This window comes from Streptomyces sp. NPDC058092, assembly GCF_042884935.1.
Classification (GTDB): domain Bacteria; phylum Actinomycetota; class Actinomycetes; order Streptomycetales; family Streptomycetaceae; genus Streptomyces.
Genome location: NZ_JBHVSY010000019.1, coordinates 1 through 26,119 on the forward strand (window position 1 = coordinate 1; position 26,119 = coordinate 26,119).

Annotated in this window: 11 protein-coding genes and 2 pseudogenes; 10 read left to right on the forward strand and 3 right to left on the reverse strand. The window is 71.5% G+C overall.

The features are described from left to right. Window positions 1–28 precede the first annotated feature (28 nt). From ACFVV1_RS27445 to ACFVV1_RS27460, 4 genes are all read left to right on the forward strand, one after another. Window positions 29–9,256 carry an SDR family NAD(P)-dependent oxidoreductase gene (locus ACFVV1_RS27445; protein ID WP_389994267.1) on the forward strand — a complete coding sequence of 3,076 codons (9,228 nt, stop codon included), beginning with the start codon at window positions 29–31 and terminating at the stop codon, window positions 9,254–9,256. A gap of 52 nt (window positions 9,257–9,308) precedes the next feature. After that, complete coding sequence (locus tag ACFVV1_RS27450; RefSeq protein WP_389994269.1) at window positions 9,309–15,566, forward strand: type I polyketide synthase; 6,258 nt, start codon at window positions 9,309–9,311, stop codon at window positions 15,564–15,566. Then, window positions 15,563–17,065, forward strand: coding sequence for an MFS transporter (locus ACFVV1_RS27455; RefSeq protein WP_389994271.1), 1,503 nt, complete (start codon window positions 15,563–15,565; stop codon window positions 17,063–17,065). Before ACFVV1_RS27450 ends, ACFVV1_RS27455 begins: the two co-directional genes overlap by 4 nt. A gap of 132 nt (window positions 17,066–17,197) precedes the next feature. Continuing rightward, window positions 17,198–18,661 carry a cytochrome P450 gene (locus ACFVV1_RS27460; RefSeq protein WP_389994274.1) on the forward strand — a complete coding sequence of 488 codons (1,464 nt, stop codon included), beginning with the start codon at window positions 17,198–17,200 and terminating at the stop codon, window positions 18,659–18,661. A 210-nt stretch (window positions 18,662–18,871) separates the two neighbouring features. Here ACFVV1_RS27460 and ACFVV1_RS27465 read toward each other — a convergent pair whose 3' ends face one another. The 3 genes and pseudogenes from ACFVV1_RS27465 to ACFVV1_RS27475 form a co-directional block, all read right to left on the reverse strand. Then, the gene (locus ACFVV1_RS27465; RefSeq protein WP_389994631.1) at window positions 18,872–19,435 is read right to left on the reverse strand and encodes a hypothetical protein; all 564 of its coding nucleotides are present in this window, start codon (window positions 19,433–19,435) and stop codon (window positions 18,872–18,874) included. Between the two features lie 505 nt (window positions 19,436–19,940). Beyond that, a pseudogene (locus ACFVV1_RS27470) lies at window positions 19,941–20,423 on the reverse strand (recombinase family protein); the annotation flags it as partial. 42 nt (window positions 20,424–20,465) lie between these two features. Next, on the reverse strand, window positions 20,466–20,888 hold the full coding sequence (locus tag ACFVV1_RS27475) for a YjbQ family protein (RefSeq protein ID WP_389994277.1): 423 nt from the start codon (window positions 20,886–20,888) through the stop codon (window positions 20,466–20,468). A 92-nt stretch (window positions 20,889–20,980) separates the two neighbouring features. On the opposite strand from ACFVV1_RS27475, the gene ACFVV1_RS27480 reads away from it, so the two are divergent. The 6 genes and pseudogenes from ACFVV1_RS27480 to ACFVV1_RS27505 all read left to right on the forward strand — a co-directional run bounded on the left by ACFVV1_RS27480 (window position 20,981) and on the right by ACFVV1_RS27505 (window position 26,109). After that, a complete protein-coding gene (locus ACFVV1_RS27480) occupies window positions 20,981–21,064 on the forward strand; it encodes a putative leader peptide (RefSeq protein WP_389994603.1) in 84 nt (27 codons plus the stop codon). A gap of 204 nt (window positions 21,065–21,268) precedes the next feature. Beyond that, window positions 21,269–22,162 (forward strand): ABC transporter permease, encoded by an 894-nt coding sequence (locus ACFVV1_RS27485; RefSeq protein ID WP_389994280.1) that lies wholly within the window; start codon window positions 21,269–21,271, stop codon window positions 22,160–22,162. Next, window positions 22,135–22,914, forward strand: coding sequence for an ABC transporter ATP-binding protein (locus ACFVV1_RS27490; protein WP_389994283.1), 780 nt, complete (start codon window positions 22,135–22,137; stop codon window positions 22,912–22,914). Before ACFVV1_RS27485 ends, ACFVV1_RS27490 begins: the two co-directional genes overlap by 28 nt. A gap of 56 nt (window positions 22,915–22,970) precedes the next feature. Further along, window positions 22,971–23,870: an ABC transporter substrate-binding protein gene (locus ACFVV1_RS27495; RefSeq protein ID WP_389994285.1), complete on the forward strand. Its 900-nt coding sequence runs from the start codon at window positions 22,971–22,973 to the stop codon at window positions 23,868–23,870. Beyond that, window positions 23,828–24,881, forward strand: a pseudogene (locus tag ACFVV1_RS27500) (LLM class flavin-dependent oxidoreductase). The gene ACFVV1_RS27495 and the pseudogene ACFVV1_RS27500 overlap by 43 nt, the downstream one beginning before the upstream one ends. 67 nt (window positions 24,882–24,948) lie before the next feature. Further along, window positions 24,949–26,109 carry an NAD(P)-binding domain-containing protein gene (locus ACFVV1_RS27505; protein WP_389994288.1) on the forward strand — a complete coding sequence of 387 codons (1,161 nt, stop codon included), beginning with the start codon at window positions 24,949–24,951 and terminating at the stop codon, window positions 26,107–26,109. Window positions 26,110–26,119: the final 10 nt, after the last annotated feature.

The following is a 26,119-nucleotide window of genomic DNA, read 5'->3' on the forward strand; positions in this document are numbered from 1 at the left end:
GCGGACCCTGCCCGCCGTTCCCGTGGTGGTGTCGGCCAAGTCTGTACAGGCCCTCCGCGCCCAGGCCGAGCGCCTGGCCGCCCACGTGGCGGAGCAGTTGGGAGCCGGGCTGCTGGACGTCGGATACTCCGCGGCCACGACGCGAGCCCAGCTGGAACACCGCGGGGTCGTCGTCGCCAGGGACCGGGACGAACTGATCGCCGGGCTCGCGGCTCTGGCCGCCAGGGAACCCGGACTGATCCAGGGCCGCCCGGTCAGCGGTAAGACCGCCTTCCTCTTCACGGGACAGGGTGCGCAGCGGGCGGGCATGGGCCTGGAACTGGCCGCTGCTTACCCGGTGTTCGCTGCCGCGTTGGATGAGGTGTGTGCGGAGCTGGACCCGCTGCTGGGACGTTCACTGCGCGAACTCCTCGCCGCCGAAGACACCACCCTGAACGCCACCGAGTACACCCAGACCTCCCTCTTCGCCATCGAGGTCGCACTGTTCCGACTCGTCGAATCCCTCGGGATCCGCGCCGACCACCTCATCGGGCACTCGGTCGGTGAGATCGCCGCCGCACACGTCGCCGGGGTTCTCTCCCTCGCCGATGCCTGTGCCCTGGTCGCCGCCCGTGGCCGTCTCATGGGCGCGCTACCTGCCGGTGGCGGTATGGCCGCCATCCAGGCCGAAGAATCCGAAGTCAGCGAAGCACTGGCCGGGTTCGAAGGCCGCCTCGAGATCGCAGCCGTCAACGGACCCCGCTCTATCGTCGTCTCGGGCGACTTGGATGCTCTCGACGCATGGCTCCCCCGCTGGGAAGAACTGGGCCGCAAGACCACCCGCCTGCGCGTCAGCCACGCCTTCCACTCCCCACGCATGGAACCCATGCTCACCGAGTTCCGCACGGTCGCCGAGGGACTGACGTTCAACCCGCCGCGCATCGCCGTCGTATCGAACGTCACCGGTGACGTGGTCACGGATGAACTGACCGACCCCGGCTACTGGGTCCAGCACGTCCGAGGAGCCGTCCGCTACCACGACGGCATCCGCACACTCCACCGCGAAGGCGTCACCCGCTACCTCGAACTCGGCCCCGACGCCATCCTCACCGCACTCACCCGCCAATGCCTCGAGAACGAAGACAGTCTCGTCCTCACCCCGGCCCTACGCGCACGCCAGTCCGAGACCCACACCTTCGCCACCTTCCTCGGACACGCCCACACCGCCGGCATCCCCGTCGACTGGAACACGTACTACGCCAACACCGGCGCCACACGCACCAACCTCCCCACCTACGCCTTCCAACACGAGCACTACTGGCTCGCGCCCGGCTCCGGTTCCCACGATCCGGCCGCTTCGGGTCTCGGCAGGCTCGGTCACCCCGTCCTCGCCGCGGCCGTCAAGCTCGGCAACCGTGACGAGTGGCTGCTGACCGGCCGCATCTCGACCGACGCGCAGCCCTGGGTCGCCGAACACGTACTCCTCGGCAACATCGTCGTGCCCGGCACGAACCACATCGAGCTCGCCCTCGCCGCCGGCCGCCACGCCGGCACGCCCGTCCTCGAAGAGCTCGTCCTCGAAGCCCCGTTGCTCCTCCAGGAGGGCGAGGCGGTTCAGGTACAGGTCACGGTCGGGGAGCCGGACCAGGACGGACGCCGTGAGGTCGCCGTCTACACCCGGCCCGAGGGCCATGACGTGTCCGGGGTCGAGGACGGGGAGGCCCCGGAGGCCACCTGCCACGCTCGCGGCACCCTCGCCCCGACCGTCGAGGCCCCCGCGGCCTGGCCGGCCCAGTGGCCGCCGGCCGGTGCCACGGCCCTGCCGGTCGACACCCTCTACTCCCGCCTCTCCGAGATCGGCTACGACTACGGCCCGGTCTTCCAGGGGCTGCGCGCCGCCTGGCGTGACGGCGACACCGTGTACGCCGAGGTCTCCCTCGCGGACGAGCACGTGGACGCGGCCACCCGGGACTTCGGGATGCACCCGGCGCTCCTCGACGCGGCCCTGCAGAGCGGCGCCGTCCTGCTGAACGACGGCGAGGGCGGCCGCCAGTGGATGCCCTTCAGCTGGTCCGGCGCCCGGCTCGACCGGCTGGGCGAGACCCGGCTGCGGGTCCGTGTCGTCTCGATCGGTGATGCCTCGCTGCGCCTGGACGCCGTGGACGATGCCGGGGACCACGTCGTCTCCGTGCGTTCCATCGTGGCGCGCCCCGTCGAACTGGCCCAACTGGAAGGTGCCCGCCGCTCCGGAGCGGCGCCGCTGTACCGCGTGGACTGGACGACCGTTCCCGCACCCCGCCGGTCGGAGGCCACCTCCCGCGTCGAGATCCTGGGCGGAACGTACGCCGACCCGGCCGAGCTCGACCGCGCGGTGAGCGCTGGCGCACCGGTCCCGGACGCCGTGGTCGCCCTCATCGAAGCGACCGGCTCCGGCCGGTCCGCCGAGACGCTCCGGCAGACGGCCGGGCACGTCCTCGGTCTGCTCCAGCAGTGGCTGGCCACCGAGGCCCTCACCGGCTCCCGTCTGATCGTGGCCACCCGCCGGGCCGTCGCGACTGCCGGGGGCGAGACCGCGGATCCGAGCCAGGCCGCCGCCTGGGGTCTGGTCGGCAGCGCCCAGTCCGAGCACCCGGACCGCATCGTCCTCGTGGACCTCGACGAGCACGCCGCCGGCAAGGCGGACCTCGACTGGGTGTCGCTCGCCGCGCTGGAAGGGGAGCCGCAGCTCGCACTCCGCGACGGCCGGCTCCTCGTACCCCGGCTGGCCCGCGCGGCCGTCACCTCCGACCGGTCCGCGGCTCCCGCCCTGGACCCGGAGGGCACGGTCCTGATCACCGGCGGTACCGCGGGCCTCGGCGCCCTGTTCGCGAAGCACTACGCAGAGGCGTACGGAGCCAAGCACCTCCTGCTCGTCAGCCGCCGCGGCACCGCCGCCGAAGGCGTCACCGAGCTGGTCGCGGAACTGACCGGCCTCGGCGCCCAGGTCGACGTCGCCGCCTGCGACGTCACCGACCGCGACGCACTGGCCCAGCTCATCACCTCGCTCGAGCGCCCGCTCACCGCCGTCGTCCACGCCGCCGGAATCCTCGACGACGCCACCATCGAAACCCTCACCCCGGCCCACGTGGAACGCGTCCTCGGCCCGAAGGCCGAAGCGGCACTCCACCTCGACGAACTCACCGCCGACCTCGACCTGGCCTCCTTCGTCCTCTTCTCCTCCGTCGCCGCCCTCCTGGGCGGTGTCGGCCAGGGCAACTACGCCGCAGCGAACGCGGCTCTCGACGCGCTGGCAGCTGCCCGCCGTGCCGCGGGCCTCCCCGCGACCTCCCTCGCCTGGGGCCTGTGGGCCGAAGCCGGCGGCATGGGCGGAACCCTCGACGAAGCGGAACTCGCCCGCCTCGAGCGCGCCGGTATGGGCGGCCTCTCCGCCGAACAAGGCCTCGAGCTGTACGACGCCGCGCTGCGTCTGGACTCCGCGCTCCTGGTCCCCGTACGCCTCGAGCAGTCGGCCCTGCGGGACCAGGCCCGCTCCGGAATGCTGCCCGCACTCCTGCGCGGACTCGTACGCATACCCGCACGCCGCACCCAGAGCGCCGGCGGCTCCCTCGCCCAGCGCCTCGCCGCCGTCGCGGAAGAGGACCGGCTCCGTCTGGCGCTGGACCTGGTGCTCACCCAGGTCGCAGCCGTCCTGGGGCACTCCTCGCCGGCCGGTGTGGACCCCGAACGCGCCTTCAAGGAACTCGGCTTCGACTCGCTCGGTGCCGTGGAACTCCGTAACCGCCTCACCCAGACCACCGACCTCCGGCTGCCGTCCACCCTCGTCTTCGACCACCCCACCTCTCTGGCGGTGGCCCGGTTCCTGCTGACCCAGGCCGGTGCGGTGGAGACCACCGAGACCCGTCCGGCGGTCCGTGCCGCCCGCAAGCCCGTCGACGACGAGCCCCTCGCCATCGTGGGCATGAGCTGCCGCTACCCGGGCGGGGTCACTTCGCCCGAGGAGCTGTGGCAGCTCCTCGCCGAGGGCCGCGACGCCATCAGCCCGCTCCCGGACGACCGCGGCTGGAACCTGGCGAACCTGTACGACCCCGACCCCGAGCGGCCGGGCACCCTCTATGCCCGCGGCGGCGGGTTCATGTCGGGCGTCGGCGAGTTCGACGCGGGCTTCTTCGGGATCAGCCCGCGCGAAGCCCTCGCCACCGACCCGCAGCAGCGCCTCACCCTCGAGGCCGCCTGGGAAGCGTTCGAGAACGCGGGCATCGACCCGACCCGGCTCCACGGCACCGACACCGGTGTCTTCTGCGGGGTCGTGGCCTCCGACTACGCCTCCCAGGCCCCCGAGGAACTCGACGGGTTCCGGCTCACGGGCACCGCGGCCAGCGTGCTGTCCGGACGGGTGGCCTACACCCTGGGCCTGGAGGGCCCGGCCGTGTCCATCGACACCGCCTGCTCCTCGTCTCTGGTGGCCCTGCACCTCGCCTCCCAGGCGCTGCGCTCGGGCGAATGCTCCCTCGCCCTCGCCGGCGGAGTCACGATCATGTCCAGCCCGTTCCTGCTCACGGAGTTCAGCCGTCAGCGCGGTCTGGCCGAGGACGGCCGCTGCAAGTCGTACGCGGAGGGCGCGGACGGTACCGGCTTCTCGGACGGCCTGGGCCTGCTGGTCCTGGAACGCCTCTCGGACGCCCAGCGCAACGGCCGCCGCATCCTCGGCGTGGTCCGGGGCAGCGCCGTCAACCAGGACGGCGCCTCCAACGGGCTGACCGCCCCCAACGGCCCGGCCCAGGAACGCGTCATCCGCCAGGCCCTCGCCAACGCGGGCGTCGCCCCCACCGATGTCGACGCCATCGAGGGGCACGGTACGGGCACGCGACTCGGTGACCCGATCGAGGCGCAGGCGCTGCTGGCCACCTACGGCCAGGAGCGCGAGCACGGCCCGCTCCGTCTTGGCTCCATCAAGTCCAACATCGGCCACGCTTCGGCGGCCGCCGGTGTGGCCGGCGTGATCAAGATGGTCATGGCGATGCGCAACGGCCTCCTGCCCGCCACCCTCAACGTGGACGAGCCCTCCTCCCACATCGACTGGGAGGCCGGGGAGATCCGCCTGCTCACGGAGGCGGAGGAGTGGAAGTCCACGGCGGAACGCCCGCGTCGGGCCGGCGTCTCGTCCTTCGGCATCAGCGGCACCAATGCCCACGTGATCCTGGAGGAGGCCCCCGCCTCCCCGGAGCCCGAGGCAATCGCCCGCGAGGAACTTCCGGCTGTTCCGGTGGTGGTGTCGGCGAAGTCCGTGCCCGCGCTGCGTGCGCAGGCGGAGCGCCTGGCCGCCCACCTGGCGGAGCGGCCGGAGTCCGGGCTGCTGGACGTCGCATACTCCGCGGCCACCACCCGAGCCCAGCTGGAACACCGCGGGGTCGTCGTCGCCAGGGACCGGGACGAACTGATCGCCGGGCTGACGGCTCTGGCCGCCGGGGAACCCGGACTGATCCAGGGCCGCCCGGTCAGCGGTAAGACCGCCTTCCTCTTCACTGGGCAGGGTGCGCAGCGGGCGGGCATGGGCCTGGAACTGGCCGCTGCTTACCCCGTCTTCGCTGCCGCGTTGGATGAGGTGTGTGCGGAGCTGGATCCGCTGCTGGGACGTTCACTGCGCGAACTCCTCGCCGCCGAAGACGCGACGCTCAACGCCACCGAGTACACCCAGACCTCGCTGTTCGCGATCGAGGTCGCACTGTTCCGACTCGTCGAGTCCCTCGGCATCCGCGCCGACTACCTCATCGGGCACTCGGTCGGTGAGATCGCCGCCGCACACGTCGCCGGGGTTCTCTCCCTCGCCGATGCCTGTGCCCTGGTCGCCGCCCGTGGCCGTCTCATGGGCGCGCTACCTGCCGGCGGCGGCATGGCCGCCATCCAGGCCGAAGAATCCGAAGTCAGCGAAGCGCTGGCCGGGTTCGAAGGCCGCCTCGAGATCGCAGCCGTCAACGGACCCCGCTCGATCGTCGTCTCGGGCGACTTGGACGCTCTCGACGCATGGCTTCCGCGCTGGGAAGAACTGGGCCGCAAGACGACCCGTCTTCGCGTCAGCCACGCCTTCCACTCCCCACGCATGGAACCCATGCTCGACGAGTTCCGGAAGATCGCCGAAGACCTCACCTTCAACCCGCCGCGCATCGCCGTCCTCTCCAACGTCACCGGTGACGTCGTCACGGATGAACTGACCGACCCCGGCTACTGGGTCCAGCACGTCCGAGGAGCCGTCCGCTACCACGACGGCATCCGCACACTCCACCGCGAAGGCGTCACCCGCTACCTCGAACTCGGCCCCGACGCCATCCTCACCGCACTCACCCGCCAATGCCTCGAGAACGAAGACAGTCTCGTCCTCACCCCGGCCCTACGCGCACGCCAGTCCGAGGCCCACACCTTCGCCACCTTCCTCGGACACGCCCACACCGCCGGCATCCCCGTCGACTGGAACACGTACTACGCCAACACCGGCGCCCGCCCCACCGACCTCCCCACCTACGCCTTCCAACACGAGCACTACTGGCTCGCGCCCGGCAGCGGCGGTACCGGTGACCTCACGGCCGCCGGGCTCGGGCAGGTGGATCACCCGGTGCTCGCCGCCTGCACTCAGGTCGGCGACCGCGACGAGTGGATCTTCACCGGCCGCATCTCGCGGGAGTCGGCTCCGTGGGTACAGGACCACGGCGTCCTGGGCATGGTCATCGTGCCCGGCACCGCCTTCGTCGAACTCGCCGTGGCCGCCGGCACGCATGCCGGCAGCGCCGTGCTCGAGGAACTGGTGATGGAGGCGCCGCTGATCCTGGACGAGGCCGCCGTGCACCTCCAGGTCACCCTCGGCTCCCCCGATGCGGAGGGCCGCCGCGAGGTTGCCCTCTACACCCGCGCCGAGTCGGGCGAGGAAGAGGAGCAGGAGGCCGTGTGCCACGGCCGCGGCACTCTCGTTCCGGCTGCCGCGCAGGCGGAGCCCGCCTGGCAGCCCACCGAATGGCCGCCCGCCGAGACGGAGCCCGTCTCCGTGGACGATCTGTACGGCCGTCTGACGGAGCTCGGGTTCGACTACGGCCCGGCCTTCCAGGGCGTACGGGCCGCCTGGCGCGGCGATGACGCCGTCTTCGCCGAGGTGGCACTGCCCGACGCGACCCCCGCGGACGGCTTCGCCCTGCACCCCGCCCTCTTCGACGCCTCCCTGCACGGCGGACTGTCCTGGCTCGACCAGGGTCCGGGCTCCACGGCCCGGCTGCCCTTCTCCTGGTCGGGTGTGAGCCTGACCGGGACGGCCGGACAGCGGGTCCGGGTCCGGATCGCCTCCGGCGGCGACTCCGCCCTCAGCGTGGACGTCCTCGGCGTGGGCCGGGTGGGGACGCTGGCCTTCCGTGAGGTCGACCCCGCGAACCTGGACAGCCTGCGCCGCTCGGGAGCGGCCCCGCTGTACCGCGTCGACTGGACGGCCGTACCGGCCCCGCAGTCCGACGCGGACGCTCGGGTCGTGGTCCTCGGAGAGGAGTACGGGGATCTGGCGGCGCTCGGTGCCGCGGTGGCTGCCGGGCAGCCGGTGCCGGAGTTGGTGGTCGCGGTGGTGGAGTCCGCCGACGCCACGGTCCGGGACGTCACCGAGCGGACCCTCGCCCTGCTCCAGCAGTGGCTGGCGGCCGACGCGCTCGCCGGAGCCCGCCTGATCGTCGCCACCCGGAAGGCCGTCGCCGTGACCGCCTCCGAGGTCCCGGAGCTGGCGCAGGCGCCGGTGTGGGGCCTGGTGCGCAGCGCCCAGTCCGAACACCCCGACCGGTTCCTGCTCATGGACGTCGAGAACGGCGAGAACGCGGCGGCCGTGGACTGGGCCGCGCTCGCGGGTCTGGACGAGCCTCAGCTCGCCGTCCGTGCCGGCGAGGTTCGCGTACCGCGTCTCGGCCGGGCGCAGTCTCCGGCCACCGGCGAGGTGGGCCGGACCCTCGACCCGGAGGGCACGGTCCTGATCACCGGTGGTACGGGTGGTCTGGGCGCCCTGTTCGCGAAGCACTACGCAGAGGCGTACGGAGCCAAGCACCTCCTGCTGGTGAGCCGCCGCGGCACCGCCGCCGAGGGCGTCACCGAGCTGGTCGCGGAACTGACCGGCCTCGGCGCCCAGGTCGACGTCGCCGCCTGCGACGTCACCGACCGCGACGCACTGGCCCAGCTCATCACCTCGCTCGAGCGCCCGCTCACCGCCGTCGTCCACGCCGCCGGAATCCTCGACGACGCCACCATCGAAACCCTCACCCCCGACCAACTCGCCCGCGTACTCGGCCCGAAGGCCGACGCCGCACTCCACCTCGACGAACTCACCGCCGACCTCGACCTGGCCTCCTTCGTCCTCTTCTCCTCCGTCGCCGCCCTCATCGGCAGCCCCGGCCAGGGCAACTACGCCGCAGCCAACGCCACCCTCGACGCCCTCGCCGCCCGACGCCAGGCCGCCGGACTCCCCGCCACCTCCCTCGCCTGGGGCCTGTGGGGAGAAGCGGGCGGCATGGGCGCAGGCCTGGACACGGCGGAGCTCGCCCGCCTCGAGCGCATGGGAGTGGGCGCCCTCTCCGCCGAGCAGGGCCTGGCCCTGTACGACGGGGCGCACCAGCTCGACTCCGCCGTACTGGTTCCCGTACGTCTGAACACGGCGGCGTTGCGGGCGCAGGCCCGCGCCGGGATGCTGCCCGCGCTCCTGCGCGGACTCGTCCGCACCCCCGCCCGACCCACCAACGACACACCCGGTACCGGATCACTCGCCCAACGCCTCACCACCGCCACCACCGAAGAAGACCGCGAACGCATCACCATCGAAGTCGTCCAAACCCAAGTCGCAGCCGTACTCGGACACACCACACCCGAAACCGTCGACCCCGAACGCGCCTTCAAGGACCTCGGATTCGACTCCCTCGGCGCCGTCGAACTCCGCAACCGCCTCACCCAGACCACCGGCGTACGACTCCCCTCCACCCTCGTCTTCGACCACCCCAACCCCACCGCCGTCGCCCGCCACCTCCTCACCGAAATCGGCGACACCACCACCACCGCCCCGGCGGAGCCGGTGATCGACGGGGAGCTGAGGAAGTTCGAACGGGCACTCACCGAGGTTCTGGAGGAGGACCAGCAGCGCGTCGCGGCGCGGCTCCGGATGCTGCTGTCGTCCCTCGGCGAGTCGGCGCAGCCGGCGGCCCAGAAGTTCGGCGCGGCCACCACGGCGGACGAGGTCTTCGACCTCATCGACGCGGAGTTCGGAGCGCTGTGACGGGCCAGGCAACGGAAACCGGCAACTTCATCACGACCAGGGGGAAGAGAAGATGAGCAGCGAAGAAAGCGATCTCCAGCAGGAGAAGCTGGTCCGGTACCTGAAGCGGGTCGCCGTCGACCTCAGCGAGGCCCGGGCCCGGCTCCAGGAGTACGAGGACCGTGCCGGGGAGCCGGTCGCGATCGTCGGCATCAGCTGCCGCTACCCGGGCGGGGTCACCTCGCCCGAGGACCTGTGGCAGCTCGTGGCCGAGGGCCGGGACGCGATCTCTCCGCTTCCGGACGACCGGGGTTGGGACCTCGAGAACCTCTACGACCCCGACCCGGAGCAGCTCGGCAAGGTGTACGCCCGTGGCGGCGGGTTCATGTCGGGCGTGGACGAGTTCGACGCGGGCTTCTTCGGGATCAGCCCGCGCGAAGCCCTCGCCATCGACCCGCAGCAGCGTCACACCCTCGAGGCCGCCTGGGAGGCCCTGGAGGCGGCCGGTATCGACCCGACCTCGCTGCGCGGCACCGACGCCGGCGTGTTCGTGGGCGTGGGCACCTCGGACTACGGGGTCGTGCCCGCGGGCGCGCTCCCCGAGGTGGAGGGCTTCCGTCTGACCGGCGCCACCACCAGCGTCGTATCGGGCCGCGTCGCCTACACCCTGGGCCTGGAGGGCCCGGCCGTGTCCATCGACACCGCCTGCTCCTCCTCCCTGGTCGCCATGCACCTGGCGGCCCAGTCCCTGCGCTCGGGCGAATGCTCTCTCGCCCTCGCCGGCGGCGTCACGATCATGGCGGGCCCCTTCCTGCTCACCGAGTTCAGCCGCCAGCGCGGCCTCGCTGCCGACGGCCGCTGCAAGTCGTACGCCGAGGGCGCGGACGGCACCGGCTTCTCCGACGGCCTCGGCCTGCTCGTCCTGGAACGCCTCTCGGACGCCCAGCGCAACGGCCGCCGCATCCTCGGCGTCATCCGCGGCAGCGCCATCAACCAGGACGGCGCCTCCAACGGGCTCACGGCCCCCAACGGCCCCGCCCAGGAACGCGTCATCCGCCAGGCCCTCACCAACGCCGGGCTCACCCCGCGCGACGTCGACGCGGTCGAAGGCCACGGCACCGGCACCCGCCTCGGTGACCCGATCGAGGCACAGGCACTGCTGGCCACCTACGGCCAGAACCGCGAGCACGGCCCGCTCCGCCTCGGCTCCATCAAGTCCAACATCGGCCACACCTCCGCCGCCGCGGGCGTCGCGGGCATCATCAAGATGGTCATGGCGATGCGCAACGGCCTCCTGCCCGCCACCCTCAACGTGGACGAGCCCTCCTCCCACATCGACTGGGAGGCCGGGGAGGCCCGCCTGCTCACGGAGGCGGAGCCCTGGCCCGCCACCGAAGGCCGCCTCCGTCGCGCGGGCGTGTCCTCGTTCGGTGTGAGCGGCACGAATGCGCACGTGGTCCTGGAGGAGGCTCCGAGTCCGGTGGCCGACGCGGCCGCCGAAGTGCGGAATCCGGCTGCGGTTCCGGCTGTTCCGGTGGTGGTGTCGGCGAAGTCCGTGCCCGCCCTGCGTGCGCAGGCGGAGCGCCTGGCCGCCCACGTGGCGGAGCGGCCGGAGTCCGGGCTGCTGGACGTCGCATACTCCGCGGCCACCACCCGAGCCCAGCTGGAACACCGCGGGGTCGTCGTCGCCAGGGACCGGGACGAACTGATCGCCGGGCTGACGGCTCTGGCCGCCGGGGAGCCGGGGGCTGGGGTCTTCCAGGGCCGACAGGTGGGTGGCAGGACCGCGTTCCTGTTCACTGGGCAGGGTGCGCAGCGGGCGGGCATGGGCCTGGAACTGGCCGCTGCTTACCCGGTGTTCGCTGCCGCGTTGGATGAGGTGTGTGCGGAGCTGGACCCGCTGCTGGGACGTTCACTGCGCGAACTCCTCGCCGCCGAAGACACCACCCTGAACGCCACCGAGTACACCCAGACCTCGCTGTTCGCCATCGAGGTCGCACTGTTCCGACTCGTCGAATCCCTCGGCATTCGCGCCGACTACCTCATCGGGCACTCGGTCGGTGAGATCGCCGCCGCACACGTCGCCGGGGTTCTCTCCCTCGCCGATGCCTGTGCCCTGGTCGCCGCGCGCGGCCGTCTCATGGGCGCGCTACCTGCCGGCGGCGGCATGGCCGCCATCCAGGCCGAAGAACCCGAAGTCGCCGAAGCACTGGCCGGGTTCGAAGGCCGCCTCGAGATCGCAGCCGTCAACGGACCCCGCTCGATCGTCGTCTCCGGCGACTTGGATGCTCTCGACGCATGGCTTCCGCGCTGGGAGGAACTGGGCCGCAAGACCACCCGCCTTCGGGTCAGCCACGCCTTCCACTCCCCACGCATGGAACCCATGCTCGACGAGTTCCGGAAGATCGCCGAAGACCTCACCTTCAACCCGCCGCGCATCGCCGTCCTCTCCAACGTCACCGGTGACGTCGTCACGGATGAACTGACCGACCCCGGTTACTGGGTCCAGCACGTCCGAGGAGCCGTCCGCTTCCACGACGGCATCCGCACACTCCACCGCGAAGGCGTCACCCGCTACCTCGAACTCGGCCCCGACGCCATCCTCACCGCACTCACCCGCCAATGCCTCGAGGACGAAGACAGTCTCGTCCTCACCCCGGCCCTGCGCGCACGCCAGTCCGAGGCCCACACCTTCGCCACCTTCCTCGGACACGCCCACACCGCCGGCATCCCCGTCGACTGGAACACGTACTACGCCAACACCGGCGCCACACGCACCGACCTCCCCACCTACGCCTTCCAACACGAGCACTACTGGCTCGCGCCGGGCAGCGGTGGCGCCGGTGACCTCACGGCCGCCGGGCTCGGGCAGGTGGATCACCCGGTGCTCGCCGCCTGCACTCAGGTCGGCGACCGCGACGAGTGGATATTCACCGGCCGCATCTCGGCCGGTGAACAGCCCTGGGTCGAGGACCACGTCGTCCTCGGGACCGTCATCGTCCCCGGTACCGCGCTGGTGGAGCTGGCGCTCGCCGCGGGAGAGCGGGCCGGGACGCCCGTACTCGACGAGCTGGTCATGGAGGCGCCGCTCCTGCTGGACGGGGACACGGCCGTTCAGCTCCAGGTCGTCGTCGGCGAGAGCGCCCCGGACGGCCGACGTGACGTCGCCCTCTACTCGCGCTCCGAGGACGGCGCGGAGGACGAGGCCCCCGAAGTGACCTGCCACGCCCGCGGAACCCTGTCCGCCGAGGTGGAGCAGCCCGCGGCCTGGGCGGCGCAGTGGCCGCCCGCCGGGGCCGAGCCCTTCACGGCCGAAGCACTGTACGACCGCCTCATCGGCATCGGATTCGACTACGGTCCGGCCTTCCAGGGCGTGGGGGCCGCCTGGCGCGCCGGGGACGCGGTCTATGCCGAGGTCGCCCTGCCCGAGGGGCATGCCGAGACCGCCGGCGGATTCGGCATACACCCCGCTCTCTTCGACGCCTCCCTGCACAGCGGTCTGGACTGGCTGCTCCAGGGGGACGGGCCCTCGGTCGGACTGCCGTTCTCCTGGGCGGGCGTACGTCTCGGCGCGACCGGCCGGGCCCGGGTCCGGGTCCGGATCGGATCGGCCGGCGAGAACGCGCTCCGTGTCGACGTCGCCGGAGAGCAGGGCGAGCACGTCGTCAGCGTGGCGAAGCTCGCCTTCCGGCCCGTGAGCCGGGAACAGCTGGAGGCGGCCCAGGGCGGCCGGCAGAACTCTCTGTTCCGGATCGCCTGGACGGCCGTACCCGCCTCCCGTGACTCGGCGAGGGCCGACGTCACCGTGCTGGGCGGGGAGTACGGGGATCTGGCGGCGCTCGGTGCCGCGGTGGCTGCCGGGCAGCCGGTGCCGGAGTTGGTGGTCGCGGTGGTGGAGTCCGCCGACGCCACGGTCCGGGACGTCACCGAGCGGACCCTCGCCCTGCTCCAGGACTGGCTGGCGGCCGACGCCTTCGGCGACACCCGCCTGATCGTCGCCACCCGCAACGGCATCGCCACCGCCGAAGGCGAAGCCCCCGCACTGGCACAGGCCCCCATCTGGGGACTCGTCCGCAGCGCCCAGTCCGAACACCCCGACCGCATCCTCCTCATCGACCTCGAAGACGACACCGACACCACCACCCTCGACTGGCCCGCACTCGCAAGCCTCGACGAACCCCAGCTCGCCCTGCGAGCCGGAGGAACCCTCGCCCCGCGCCTCGCCCGCGCCGGCACGGCCGCACCCACCCCGCCCCAGATCCTGGACCCCGAAGGCACGGTCCTGATCACCGGCGGTACCGCGGGCCTCGGCGCCCTGTTCGCGAAGCACTACGCAGAGGCCTACGGAGCCAAGCACCTCCTGCTGGTGAGCCGCCGCGGCACCGCCGCCGAAGGCGTCACCGAGCTGGTCGCGGAACTGACCGAGCTCGGCGCCCAGGTCGACGTCGCCGCCTGCGACGTCACCGACCGCGACGCACTGGCCCAGCTCATCACCTCGCTCGAGCGCCCGCTCACCGCCGTCGTCCACGCCGCCGGAATCCTCGACGACGCCACCATCGAAACCCTCACCCCCGACCAACTCGCCCGCGTACTCGGCCCGAAGGCCGAAGCGGCACTCCACCTCGACGAACTCACCGCCGACCTCGACCTGGCCTCCTTCGTCCTCTTCTCCTCCGTCGCCGCCCTCATCGGCAGCCCCGGCCAGGGCAACTACGCCGCAGCCAACGCCACCCTCGACGCCCTCGCCGCCCGACGCCAGGCCGCCGGACTCCCCGCCACCTCCCTCGCCTGGGGCCTCTGGGCCGAAGCCGGCGGCATGGGCGGAACCCTCGACGAAGCGGAACTCGCCCGCCTCGAGCGCGCCGGTGTCGGTGCCCTCAGCGCCGATCAGGGTGTGGAGCTCTTCGACCAGGCGGTACGGCGCACGGACACCCACCTGTCCGTTCCCGTACGGCTGGATGCGGCGGCGTTGCGGGCGCAGGCCCGCGCCGGGATGCTGCCCGCGCTCCTGCGCGGACTCGTCCGCACCCCCGCCCGACCCACCAACGACACACCCGGTACCGGATCACTCGCCCAACGCCTCACCACCGCCACCACCGAAGAAGACCGCGAACGCATCACCATCGAAGTCGTCCAAACCCAAGTCGCAGCCGTACTCGGACACACCACACCCGAAACCGTCGACCCCGAACGCGCCTTCAAGGACCTCGGATTCGACTCCCTCGGCGCCGTCGAACTCCGCAACCGCCTCACCCAGACCACCGGCGTACGACTCCCCTCCACCCTCGTCTTCGACCACCCCAACCCCACCGCCGTCGCCCGCCACCTCCTCACCGAAATCGGCGACACCACCACCACCGCCGCTTTCGCCGAGGTCCCAGGGTCCGTGGTGGCGACCGCGCAGACCGGTACGGGAAGCCGGTCCGGCCTGGGCACCCTGGGGACCCTGCTGCGCCACGCGCACACCTCGGGCTCGATCCGGCACACGGTGCCGCTGCTGACCGAAGCCTCGCGCTTCCAGAGCTCGTTCGCCTCGGCGGCCGAGTTCGGGGACACCAGTGGGTACGTCGTCCAACTCGCGGCCAGGCAGGACCCGGACACCGGCGTCGCCGCGGACGGGGCGGCGGACGGAACCCCGGACGACCCCGCGGTCCTCGGCGGCCACGGGGCCGGCGAGGACGGGAAGCGGCTGAAGATCGTCTGCGTTCCGTCCTTCGTGGTCGGCTCGGGCCCGCACCAGTTCATGCGGTTCGCAGCCCGGTTCGACAGCCGGCGCGACGTCTACGTCTGCACCCTGCCCGGATTCCGCGGCGGAGAGCCCGTACCGGCCAGCTGGGAAGCGGCCGTCGAGGTCCTCGAGCAGGCGATCCGGCACGCCGTGGGCGAGGACCCCTTCGTCCTGGTCGGATACTCCATCGGCGGTGTGGTCGCCCATTCCCTCGCGGCCCGGTTCGAGGCTTCCGGGGACTCCCCGGTGCCCGTGGTGATGATCGACACTCCCACTCCGGAGGGCGAGGAGGAGACCGACCGGGTCTTCTCGATGGTGATGACGGAGATCCTGAGCCGTGAGGACGAGGCCATCGTCGTCGACGACGCCAACTGGCTTTCCATGGGCACGTACATGAGGCTCCTCACGGAGCGTCCGGCTGCCCGGATCACCTCCCGCAGCCTCCTCATCCGGGCCGGTGAACTCCTCGGTGACACCGGGCAGTCCTGGCCGGCCTGGGAGGTCGCGGACGACGAAGTGGAAGTCACCGCCGACCACTTCGCCCTGATCGAATCGGCCGCCGCGGACACGGCGGACGTCACGGAAAGGTGGATCGAGGCATGACCCCGCACCACACCACCAGCCCGGCCGCGCAGGCCCCCGACACGGCCGTGACCACCGACGCGGCCACGCCCGCCGCACCTGTCGCGCCTGTCGCGCCGGCCTCCGGATCGGTCCCGGAGGTCCGCGCCGCCCGCCGGGGGCTGTCGATCGCCGTGGTCCTCACCGGGGTCTTCGTCTCCTCCCTGGACCTGTTCATCGTCAACATCGCCTTCCCGGAGCTGGCCCGGTCCTTCCCGGACTCCTCCCTCGGCGACCTGTCCTGGGTACTCAGCGCCTACGCGATCGCCTTCGCCGCGCTGCTGATGCCCGCGGGCTCCTGGGCCGACCGGTCCGGCCGCAAGCGGGCGTTCATCGCCGGCTTCGTGCTGTTCACGGCGGCCTCGGCGGCCTGCGCCCTCGCCCCCTCGCTCGGTGTGCTCGTCGCGGCCCGGATCGCGCAGGCCGTCGGCGGCGCGCTGATGCTGCCCAGCTCGCTCGGGCTGATGCTGCCGCTGTTCCCGGCGGAGAAGCGCGGCGCCGCGGTCGGCCTGTGGGCGGCGATGGGCGGCGCGGCCGCCGCGGCCGGGCCGCCCGTGGGCGGGCTCCTGGTCCAGGCGGACTGGCGCTGGGTGTTCCTGGTCAACCTGCCCCTCGGGCTCGTCGCCGTCCTCGTGGCCTGGCGGGTCCTCCCCGAGATCCGCGACAGCGGCCGCTCGGCCCCGGACGTGACCGGCGCGCTGGTGCTCGCCGCCGCCATCGCGGCCGTGGTCGCCGCGATCGTGCAGGGCGAGGCATGGGGCTGGGACAGCGTCCGGGTACTCGCCCTGGCGGGAACCGGCGCGCTGGGTCTCGCGTACAGCGTGCGGCGGGTCCTGCGCCACCCCTCGCCGGTCGTCGAACCCGCCGTCCTGCGCATCCGCTCGGTGGCCTTCGGGGATCTCGCCACGCTGCTGTTCTTCTCCGGCTTCGGCGCGATGATCCTGGGCTCCACCCTGTTCCTCACGCAGGTCTGGGGGCACTCCGTCCTGCGGGCCGGGATGGAGATCGCGCCCGGGCCGCTGATGGCGGCCGTATGCGCGGTCCCCGGCGGAATCCTCGCCGCCCGTTACGGTGCCCGCTGGATCGGATTCGCCGGCAGCGTCCTCTTCGCCGTCGGCGGGGTCTGGTGGGCCGCCGCGACGGCCGTCGGCCCGGACTACGCCTCCGCGTTCCTCCCGGCGGGCATCGTCGCCGGCATCGGCTCGGGGCTGGTCCTGCCCAGCCTGTCGGGGGCGGCGACGCTGCCGCTGCCGCCGGAGCGGTTCGCCACCGGCACGGCCCTGATGTCGATGTGCCGCCAGGTGGGCCTCGCCCTGGGGGTGGCCGTGGTCGCGGCCCTCCTCGGCGCCCGGCCCGCACTGGCCGAGTTCCACGCCACCTGGCTGTTCATGGCGGGCTGCGGACTGGCCGGAGGCCTGGCGATGCTCCTCATCGGCACCGGCCGGACGCCCGCACCCGCCCCGGCTGCGGCCCCGACCTGACGGCACCGCACCACACCCGAAGACCCGTACCAGACCAGACCCGTACCTGATCTCTCCTCGATCCGCACCTGTGCACAGGGGCGGGCGGATGTCACCGCCCGCCCCCGCACCTCGAAAGGATGACCGGCAGTCATGAACGCACCCAAGCAGGCGGCTCCCGAGACCGGCACGGCCGACGCGGCGCTCGCCGCCGCGGCCGGATGCCCCGTCGACCACACCGCGGCCGACGCGCCCCGCACCCGGCCGGCCATACCCGCCGAGGCGCTGCCGGGTCCCAAGGTGTCCGCGCTGCGCCAGATCCTCTCGTACTGGAAGAGCCCCGCGGACTTCGTGGAGAGCTGCCGGGACCAGTACGGGGACCGGTTCGCGCTGCGCATCCGGGTCCCTCCCCGTCCGCTCTACGTGCTCTCCGCGCCCGAGGACATCAAGCAGATGTTCCTCGCCCCGGCCGACGTGCTGCACACCGGAACGGGCTCCGCCACCATCGAGAAGTTCACCGGACAGTCCGGGCTGGCCTGGCTGGACGAGGACGCCCACAAGGTCCGCCGCAAGCTGCTGATGCCGAGCTTCCACGGCAAGGCGCTGCACCGCATCGAGGACTCCGTCAGCCGGATGGCCGTGGAGGAGGTGGCGAAGTGGCCGCGGAACGAGGCCATGTCGCTGCACCCGCTGGTGCACCGATTCACCCTGAACGTGATCCGTGAGGTCATCTTCGGGCGCGTGGTGCCCGCTCAGTGGGACGAGCTCCTCGAAGTCCTTATCGGGATGATGAAGTTCAACAACAGCATGGCCTCGGCCATGATGATCCACAAGATGTCGCCCGCGGCCGTGCGCGTGCTGCGCATGATCCGGCCGCTGGGGCTGGACGAGTTCCTGACCCTGCGCGAGCGGGCCAACGCCCTCATCGCCGGTGCGGTGGCGGACCGCCGGGCTGCCGGGGACCTCGACAACGACATGCTCTCGGTACTCCTCGGCATCACGCACGAGGACGGCACTCCACTGTCCCAGACCGAGCTGCGCGACGAGATGATGACCATCTTCCTCGCCGGCACCGAGACCACGGCCGCGGCCATCTCCTGGGCCTTCGAGTTCCTCAGCCGCGAGCCGGAGGCGCTGGAGCAGCTGGTCGCGGAGATCGACGCGGGCACGGAGGACGCGTACCTGACCGCCACCGTCCAGGAGGTGCTCCGGGTGCGGCCCTCGATCCCGCAGATCATCCCCCGTACCGTCGTCAAGCCCATCGAGATCGGCGGGGTCCGCTTCGAGCCGGGCATGGTCCTGTGGGCGAGCGCGTACCTCATGAACCGCGATCCCCAGCTCTACCCGGAGCCCGCCCGGTTCCGGCCGGACCGCTTCCTCGGGAGCAAGCCGGGCGTCTACACCTGGATCCCGTTCGGCGGCGGCCGGATCCGCTGCCTCGGCGACAAGATCGCCCTGCTCGAGATGAAGACCGTCCTGCGGGAGGTGCTGACCCACTGCGAACTCCACCGGACCGACCCCACGCCGGAGGCGACGAAGAGCCGCAGCGTCTCCACCCTGCCCGCGAAGGGCGCCTTCCTGGAGCTGCGCCCCCGCACGAGCCGCACCGGAGCCTGACCCCGCCGGGCGGCGGGCACCGACCCGGTCCCGCCGCCCGCCCACTCACGGAAGCGCCATTCTCTCTCCCCCCACTCCCTTGGGTGAGCAGCAGGTGGACGTCGCAAACTTCCCGGGTGGCCATGCCCCGGGGGCTGACCTGCTCGCCCGACTTGGCCAGCGTGATGGCGCCGGAGAACAGCTCGGCCATGCTGTCGGCGGTGAGGTGTGTCATCGGGCAGGTACTCCTTCGCCCTGGGGCGACGCAGAGGTCGCGCCGGAGGCATCGTGGTTGACGTGGTCGGATGATCTGGCGCGGGCTTCGGCGCGCCGGGTGATGAGGCGAGCGACCTGGGCCGCGCTGTCGCCGCGCCACCGGCACACCGCGTCCAGGGCCGTCTTCGGGACGGGCGTGCCCGGTTCACGCAGGGCGGAGAGCGCTTCGGCGACGTCAACGGCGTTGTGGCACCGGGTCGCGAGGCCGTGGCCGGCCAGGTCCAGCGTGCGCTCGCCCGGCGTGCCGATTTCGAGGACCGGGATGTCGAGCAGCGCGGCCTCGATCCCGCACGTCGAGTACGCACTCGCCAAGGCGTCGGCACCGGCGAGGCAGCCCCGCGCGCCGACCCGCGGATCGACCACGGCCACGAGCGGCCCACCGTCCCGCCGCAGCAGCGGGGTGAAGACGTCGGCGCCCTGCGCCGGGTGCGGAGCGATGACCAGCAGCGACAACAGCCGCAGCCCGGTACGTCGCGGCCCCGCCCCTCCCGATCCCCGCGCCTCGTCGCGCCTGACCACCGACTCGGGGGCCTCTCCCGTGTCCGTCTATATAGCCCACCGGCTCTTTGCCGCACATGACCGTGCTCTCGCCGCCGACCTCGCCCAGCGACTCGCCACGAAGATCGGTCCCGATCGCGTCTTCCTGCCGTTCTGCGACACCGTGCATCAGATAGCCGAGCGTGGCCTCCGACAGGAGGATGTTCCTCAGGCTCTGCGGGGACCATGGCCGGCCTCCCGCCGACTTGCCGTACATCATGGCCAAGTGGTCCGCAGGCGACGGTTCTCCCGCACGGTTGAGACGGTCCGCCTCGCTACTGGTGGTGACGTTCTCGGGATCGGCCGGAATGCGACGGGCGACGCCTCGTATCACCTCGGCAGCGTGTGGGTGAAGTTCGACGTGATCGATCTTTCCCCCCATCACCTTTCGCACGTACTGGAAGCCGTAGGACGGCTTGCCCTTCGGCCGGCCGGCCGCCCGCAACTTGATCGTGGCATCGCGATTCCAGCGCTGGATCGCGCGGAGTTCCATCTGCGCACCCCAGGCTTCCATGGTGAAACGGTTCTCGTCGGCCGGGTCATCCAGTTTCCAGGGGCCGTCGTGCCCATACGTGACGAGCATCTTCTTCTCGTCCCGCATCTTGTAACCGGTATTCAGGTAACCGGTATTCAGGCAATCGACGACATTGCGGCCCAGCCGGTCCACCGCGGCCGCGACAAGGCCGTCGTATGGGCCCCTCTCATCGCGGAGCCAGGGGCCCAGCTTCGGACGTGTCACGGGGTCCGTGGCGCCCGAGACCTCCCAGTCGTCGGCCCAGCCGATGATGTGCGCGCCGACGGAAGCAGCGGCCGTGAGCACGTTCTCCCGCTGGCGCTCGGGGGATGATGTAGCCAGCTTCACGCGCGACAGTCGCCGCGCTCCGAGCAGGCATTTACCGCATCCGTCATAGGGACGCTCGATCGCATGTGGGGCCGTACCGTGCAAGATTCTCGCCGTTCGCGCACGCATGGTACGGAGAATCGGCGGCACGACCCCTGGGAGCGATCTAGGTCAGCCCAGGAAGCTCAGACGAACCTGACGGTTGTCTTTAGAGATGTTCGTGTCGACCAGGCATACCGACTGCCACGTCCCCAGTTCCAGCCGGCCGCCGATCACCGGCAGTGTGGCGTGCGGTGGGACGAGGGCGGGGAGTACGTGGTCGCGGCCGTGGCCGGGGCTGCCGTGGCGGTGCTGCCAGCGGTCGTCGGCGGGAAGCAGGGTGTGGAGGGCGGCCAGGAGGTCGTCGTCGCTGCCCGCGCCGGCTTCGAGGACGGCGATGCCGGCGGTCGCGTGCGGTACGAAAATGTTGAGCAGGCCGTCGCCGGTGGGGGCCGTCCGGGCGAGGAATTGTTCACAGTCGTGCGTCAGGTCGGTGACGGTCTCCGTCGCTCCGGTGGTGATGTGCAGGACGCTGGTGGTGAAGGCATGGGGCATGGCTCCATCCTCTCGTTCGTGCCGCAAGATCGCGCGTCCACGTGCCGAGACACCATTGACCGTTTCTTTCCAGGATCGCTACGTTCAGCGCCATGTTCCGTTCAGCTCTGCTCACTTCGCGCGGTCACATCGACCTGCTGCGGGTGGCTTCCGCCACGTGTCGCCGCGGCTGCTGACGTCCTCTCAGCGCATCTTCCGACGGTGACCGGGCGATCCGGTCGTCCGTTCCCGCTGCCGTACGTGTCTGTTGGCATGTGCCTCGGTGTATCTCACCTCGGCGACCGCGTGTCGTAGCCCGTGCCGCAATGACGGCAGCGGTGCGCGTGCCCGTGCGTCCGAGGTTCACTTCCCACTGACCGTGGACTGCTCGTGGAGCCCTCATGACCATCGGCCATGCCTTCGACCCACCGGATATATCGCTGGAATCCGGTAAATCTTCTCCTTCGGCCGCTCGTCGGTCGCTCGATCTCGAGCCGGTGGTTCCGGCTTCTGGCCGGGCTGTACGCCTCCGGGCGGTGCCTCGTTGGATACGGCGTGCCGTCGGGCCGCTGCTGGTTCTTGTGCTGTGGCAGGTGCTCAGTGCCACCGGGGTCCTGCACCCCGATGTGCTCGCATCGCCCGGCACCATTGCCCGCGCGGGATCGGATCTGATCGCGGACGGGACGCTGCCGTCGGCGATGGGGATCTCGTTGCAGTGGGTTGCCGTGGGGCTGGTGCTCCGAGGTGTCGTCGGTACGGCGCTCGCGCTGGTCTCCGGGCTCTCGCGGCTCGGCGAGGATCTCATGGACGCGAGCGTGCAGATGCTCCGGACCGTTCCCCGGGTCGGTCTGATCCCGCTGTTCATCATCTGGCTCGGGATCGGCGAGGCGCCGAAAGTGGCACTCATCGCGCTCGGTGTGGTCTTCCATCTGTATCTCAATGTGTACGCGGGCATTCGCGGCGTCGATGCCCAACTCATCGAATCCGGTCAGTCGTTGGGACTCGGCCGATGGTGGCTGATCCGGCATGAAATGCTGCCGGGCGCACTCCCCGGGGCGATGACAGAGCTACGCTACTCGCTCGCCACCGCGTGGCTGGCGCTGGTCTTCGGCGAGTCCGTCAACGCCGATGCCGGGATCGGCTTCCTGATGAATCAGGCCCGGGAGTTCTTACGTACCGACGTCATCGTCGTGTGCCTCGTCGTCTACGCCTTCCTCGGCCTGGCCGCCGATGTCATCGTCCGCGCACTCGAAAGGCTGCTGCTGCAATGGCGACCGACCTTCACGGGACAGTGAGCTCCCCAGCCGCGTACGGCCTGCCGGGGCCTGCCGTCCGGGTCGAAGGGCTGACCCGTTCCTTCGACGGCAGGACTGTCGTCGACGGGCTCGATCTCACCCTGAATGCAGGGGAGTTCACCGCGCTCCTCGGACGCAGCGGCTGCGGGAAGTCGACTCTGCTGCGGGTGCTGGCCGGGCTGGACCGGGAGATCGCGGGCACCGTGCTCGTACCGAAGCGACGGGCTGTCGCCTTTCAGGCGCCGCGGCTGATGCCGTGGAAGCGGGTCTGGCGCAACGTGCTGCTGCTGGGGCTGCCCGGAAAGCCCGAACGGGCGGTCGCGGAGCGCGCGTTGGAGGAGGTCGGGCTCGGGGAGCGGTCCGGGTCCGGGGCCTGGCCCAGGACGCTGTCCAGTGGTGAGGCACAGCGGGCCTCGCTGGTCCGGGCGCTGGTGCGTGCGCCCGATCTGCTGCTGCTCGACGAACCGTTCGGCGCACTCGACGAGTTGACCCGGATCAGGGCACAGCAACTGGTCGCCGAGCTCTGGCAGCGACGCGGCTGCGCGGTGCTGCTGGTCACGCACGACGTGGACGAGGCGTTGCTGCTGGCCAACCGTGCGCTGGTGATGCGGGACGGGGTGATCGCGTACGACACACCCGTCGCCCTGGACAGGCCGCGCGCGGTGGGCGGTCCCGAGTTCGCCGCGCTGCGCTCCCGGTTGCTGACCGAGCTGGGTGTCGAGAGCGCTGCCGCGCCCGGAAAGGCCGCGTGACTACCCGGCCACCTCGCCGCCCCGACCGCCCGAACACCCCGATGACGGAGAAGCCGATGAGAAGCCGTACCCTGCCCGCCCTGCTCCTGCCCCTCACTCTTCTGCCGGCCGCCTGTGGAGGTGCCACGTCCGCGTCCACCGCGGACAACACCGACGGCAAGGGCGAAGTCACCCTTAACGTCGGTGATCAGAAGGGCGGTTACGAAGCCATCCTGCGCGCCTCCGGTGAACTGGACGACCTCGACTGCCGGATCACCTGGTCGACTTTCAGCTCGGGCCCACCCCTCCTGGAGGCGGTCAACGCCCAGGCCGTGGACATCGGGGGCGTCGGCAACACCCCGCCGGTCTTCGCCGCGGGTTCGGATTCCAGGATCGTCGTGGTGGGCGCCGGCCACGACTCCTCCGCGGGCGAGGCGATCGTGGTCCCGAAGGACTCGCCGTTGCGGAATCCGGGGCAGCTCAAGGGCAGGTCGATCGCCGTGACGCAGGGCAGTTCGGCCCATTACCAGTTGGTGGCCTCGCTGAAGAAGGCGGGGCTCGGCGTCTCGGACGTGAAGCTGAAATACCTTCAGCCCGCCGACGCGCTCGCCGCGTTCAACCGGGGCATGGTCGATGCCTGGGCCATCTGGGATCCTTACACCTCGCAGGTGCTCCGCAGCACGAAGGCCCGGGTGCTGACCACCGGTGAAAGCCTCGTGAACGGTCTCAGTTTCCAGGCGGCCTCGCCCGCCGCGCTGAGGGACGCCAAGAAGTCCGAGGCCATCGGCGATCTGCTGGTCCGTCTGCAGCGGGCGCAGACCTGGGTGTTCAAGCATCCGCAGGCGTGGGCGAAGGTCTGGGCGAAGGAGACCGGCCTGCCGGACGAGGTGGCCCTGGACGCGGTCAGGCGCAGTTACGGGACCCGGGTCACCAGATCGCGAAGGCCGCCGAACAGCTGGGGTTCGAGGCCGTGCTGACACCCACCGGGACCTGGTGCGAGGACGCCTGGCTGACGACGGTGGCACTGGCTCAGCACACCGAACGGCTGAAGTTCCTGGTGGCGTTCCGGCCGGGTGTGATCTCGCCGGTGCTCGCCGCGCAGATGGCCGCGACATATCAGCGGATCACCCGGGGGCGGCTGCTGCTCAACGTGGTGACGGGTGGCGACTCGACGGAGCAGCGACGCTTCGGTGACCATCTGGACCACGACCGGCGCTACGCCCGGACCGCCGAGTTCCTCTCGGTGGTGCGGGGGCGTGGAGCGGGCGGCCGTTCGACTTCGCAGGCGAGCACTACCAGGTCGAGGGCGGATTGACCGCGCTGCCGCCGGACCCGCTGCCGGACATCTTCTTCGGCGGCTCGTCGGCGGCGGGGCCGGTGGCCGCCGCGCATGCCGATGTCTATCTGACCTGGGGCGAGCCGCAGGCGGCCGTGAAGGAGAAGTCCGACTGGATTCGCGGCTGGCGGAGGAGCAGGGACGTACGGTCCGCTTCGGCATCCGGCTGCACACGATTTCCCGCGACTCCTCTCGGGAGGCGTGGGCGACCGCCAAGCGACTGCTGGGCGATCTCGATGCCAAGACGGTCGCTGCCGCGCAGCAGGCGCTGGGGCGGAGCGAGCCGGTCGGGCAGCAGCGGATGCTGGCACTGCACGGCGGCTCCCGCGACAAGCTGGAGATCGCGCCGAATCTGTGGGCGGGCGTCGGCCTGGTGCGGGGCGGTGCGGGCACCGCGCTGGTCGGGAGTCACCCGGAGGTCGCGGACCGGATCGAGGAGTACCACGAGCTGGGTGTGGAGCACTTCGTGCTGTCCGGTTACCCGCATCTGGAGGAGGCGTACTGGTTCGGAGAGGGTGTGACGCCCGAGCTGGCGGCGCGCGGTCTGCTGTCGACCGTACCGGCGTCGCCGCTGCTCGGGGTGGCTGCCGCGAACGGCCGGCCCGCGTCCGCGCCGGGCGGGGCTCCACTGCTCGTCGAGGGCGGCCGCTGAGCGCCTGTGCGCGAGCATCACGGCCGATCGCGGGAAGATCCTCACCGCCGAGGGGGTTAGTAGAAGTGTGAACAACTTTGGGGTGGGCGCCGCGCACACGGTCGATGTCGTCGTGATAGGCGCCGGACAGGCGGGACTGTCCGGCGCCTACCATCTGCGGCGCGCCGGTCTGGAGCCCGACCGTGACTTCGTCGTGCTCGACCATGCCCCGCGTCCCGGCGGCGCCTGGCAGTTCCGTTGGCCCTCGCTGACGTACGGCAAGGTGCACGGCATGCACGCGCTGCCCGGCATGGAACTCACCGGAGCCGACGACAGCCGGCCCTCCTCCGAGGTGATCGGCGCGTACTTCGACACGTACGAGCGCACCTTCGGCCTGCGCGTTCGCCGACCGGTCGACGTGAACGCCGTGCGCGAGGGCGATGGCGGACGGCTGCTCGTCGAAACGTCCGAGGGTACGTACGCCACCCGCGCCCTGATCAACGCCACCGGCACCTGGGACCGGCCGTTCTGGCCGCGCTACCCGGGTCAGGAGAGCTTCCGGGGGCGGCAGTTGCACACCGCGAACTACCCGGGGCCCGCGGAGTTCGCCGGTCAGCGCGTGGTGGTGGTCGGTGGCGGTGCCTCCGGTACGCAGCATCTGATGGAGATCGCCGAGGTGGCGGCCGAGACGTACTGGGTGACCCGTCGGCCGCCGGTCTTCCGGGAGGGGCCGTTCGACGCGGACCGGGGGCGGGCCGCCGTGGCGATGGTGGAGGAGCGGGTACGGCGCGGGCTGCCGCCGCAGAGTGTGGTGAGCGTGACCGGGCTGCCGCTCACCGACGCGGTCCGGCACGCTCGCGAGGAAGGGGTGCTCGACCGGCTGCCGATGTTCGAGCGGATCACGCCGACCGGGGTCGCCTGGGACGACGGCCGGACGGTCGAGGCGGACGTCATCCTCTGGGCGACCGGATTCCGGGCCGCCATCGATCATCTCGCCCCGCTGAAACTGCGCGAGCCGGGCGGCGGCATCCGCGTCGACGGCACCCGGGCCGTACGGGACGGACGCATCCATCTCGTCGGGTACGGGCCGTCCGCGAGCACGATCGGCGCCAACCGTGCCGGACGGTCCGCAGTGCATGCGATCACACGACTGCTGCACGGGATCGGGACCGAGACCGACGCGGAGACCGATGCGGAGGCAGGGACGGGTACGGGGGCGGAGGAGGAACTCGCGTCCGCTGCTGTGTGATCGTGCGGGT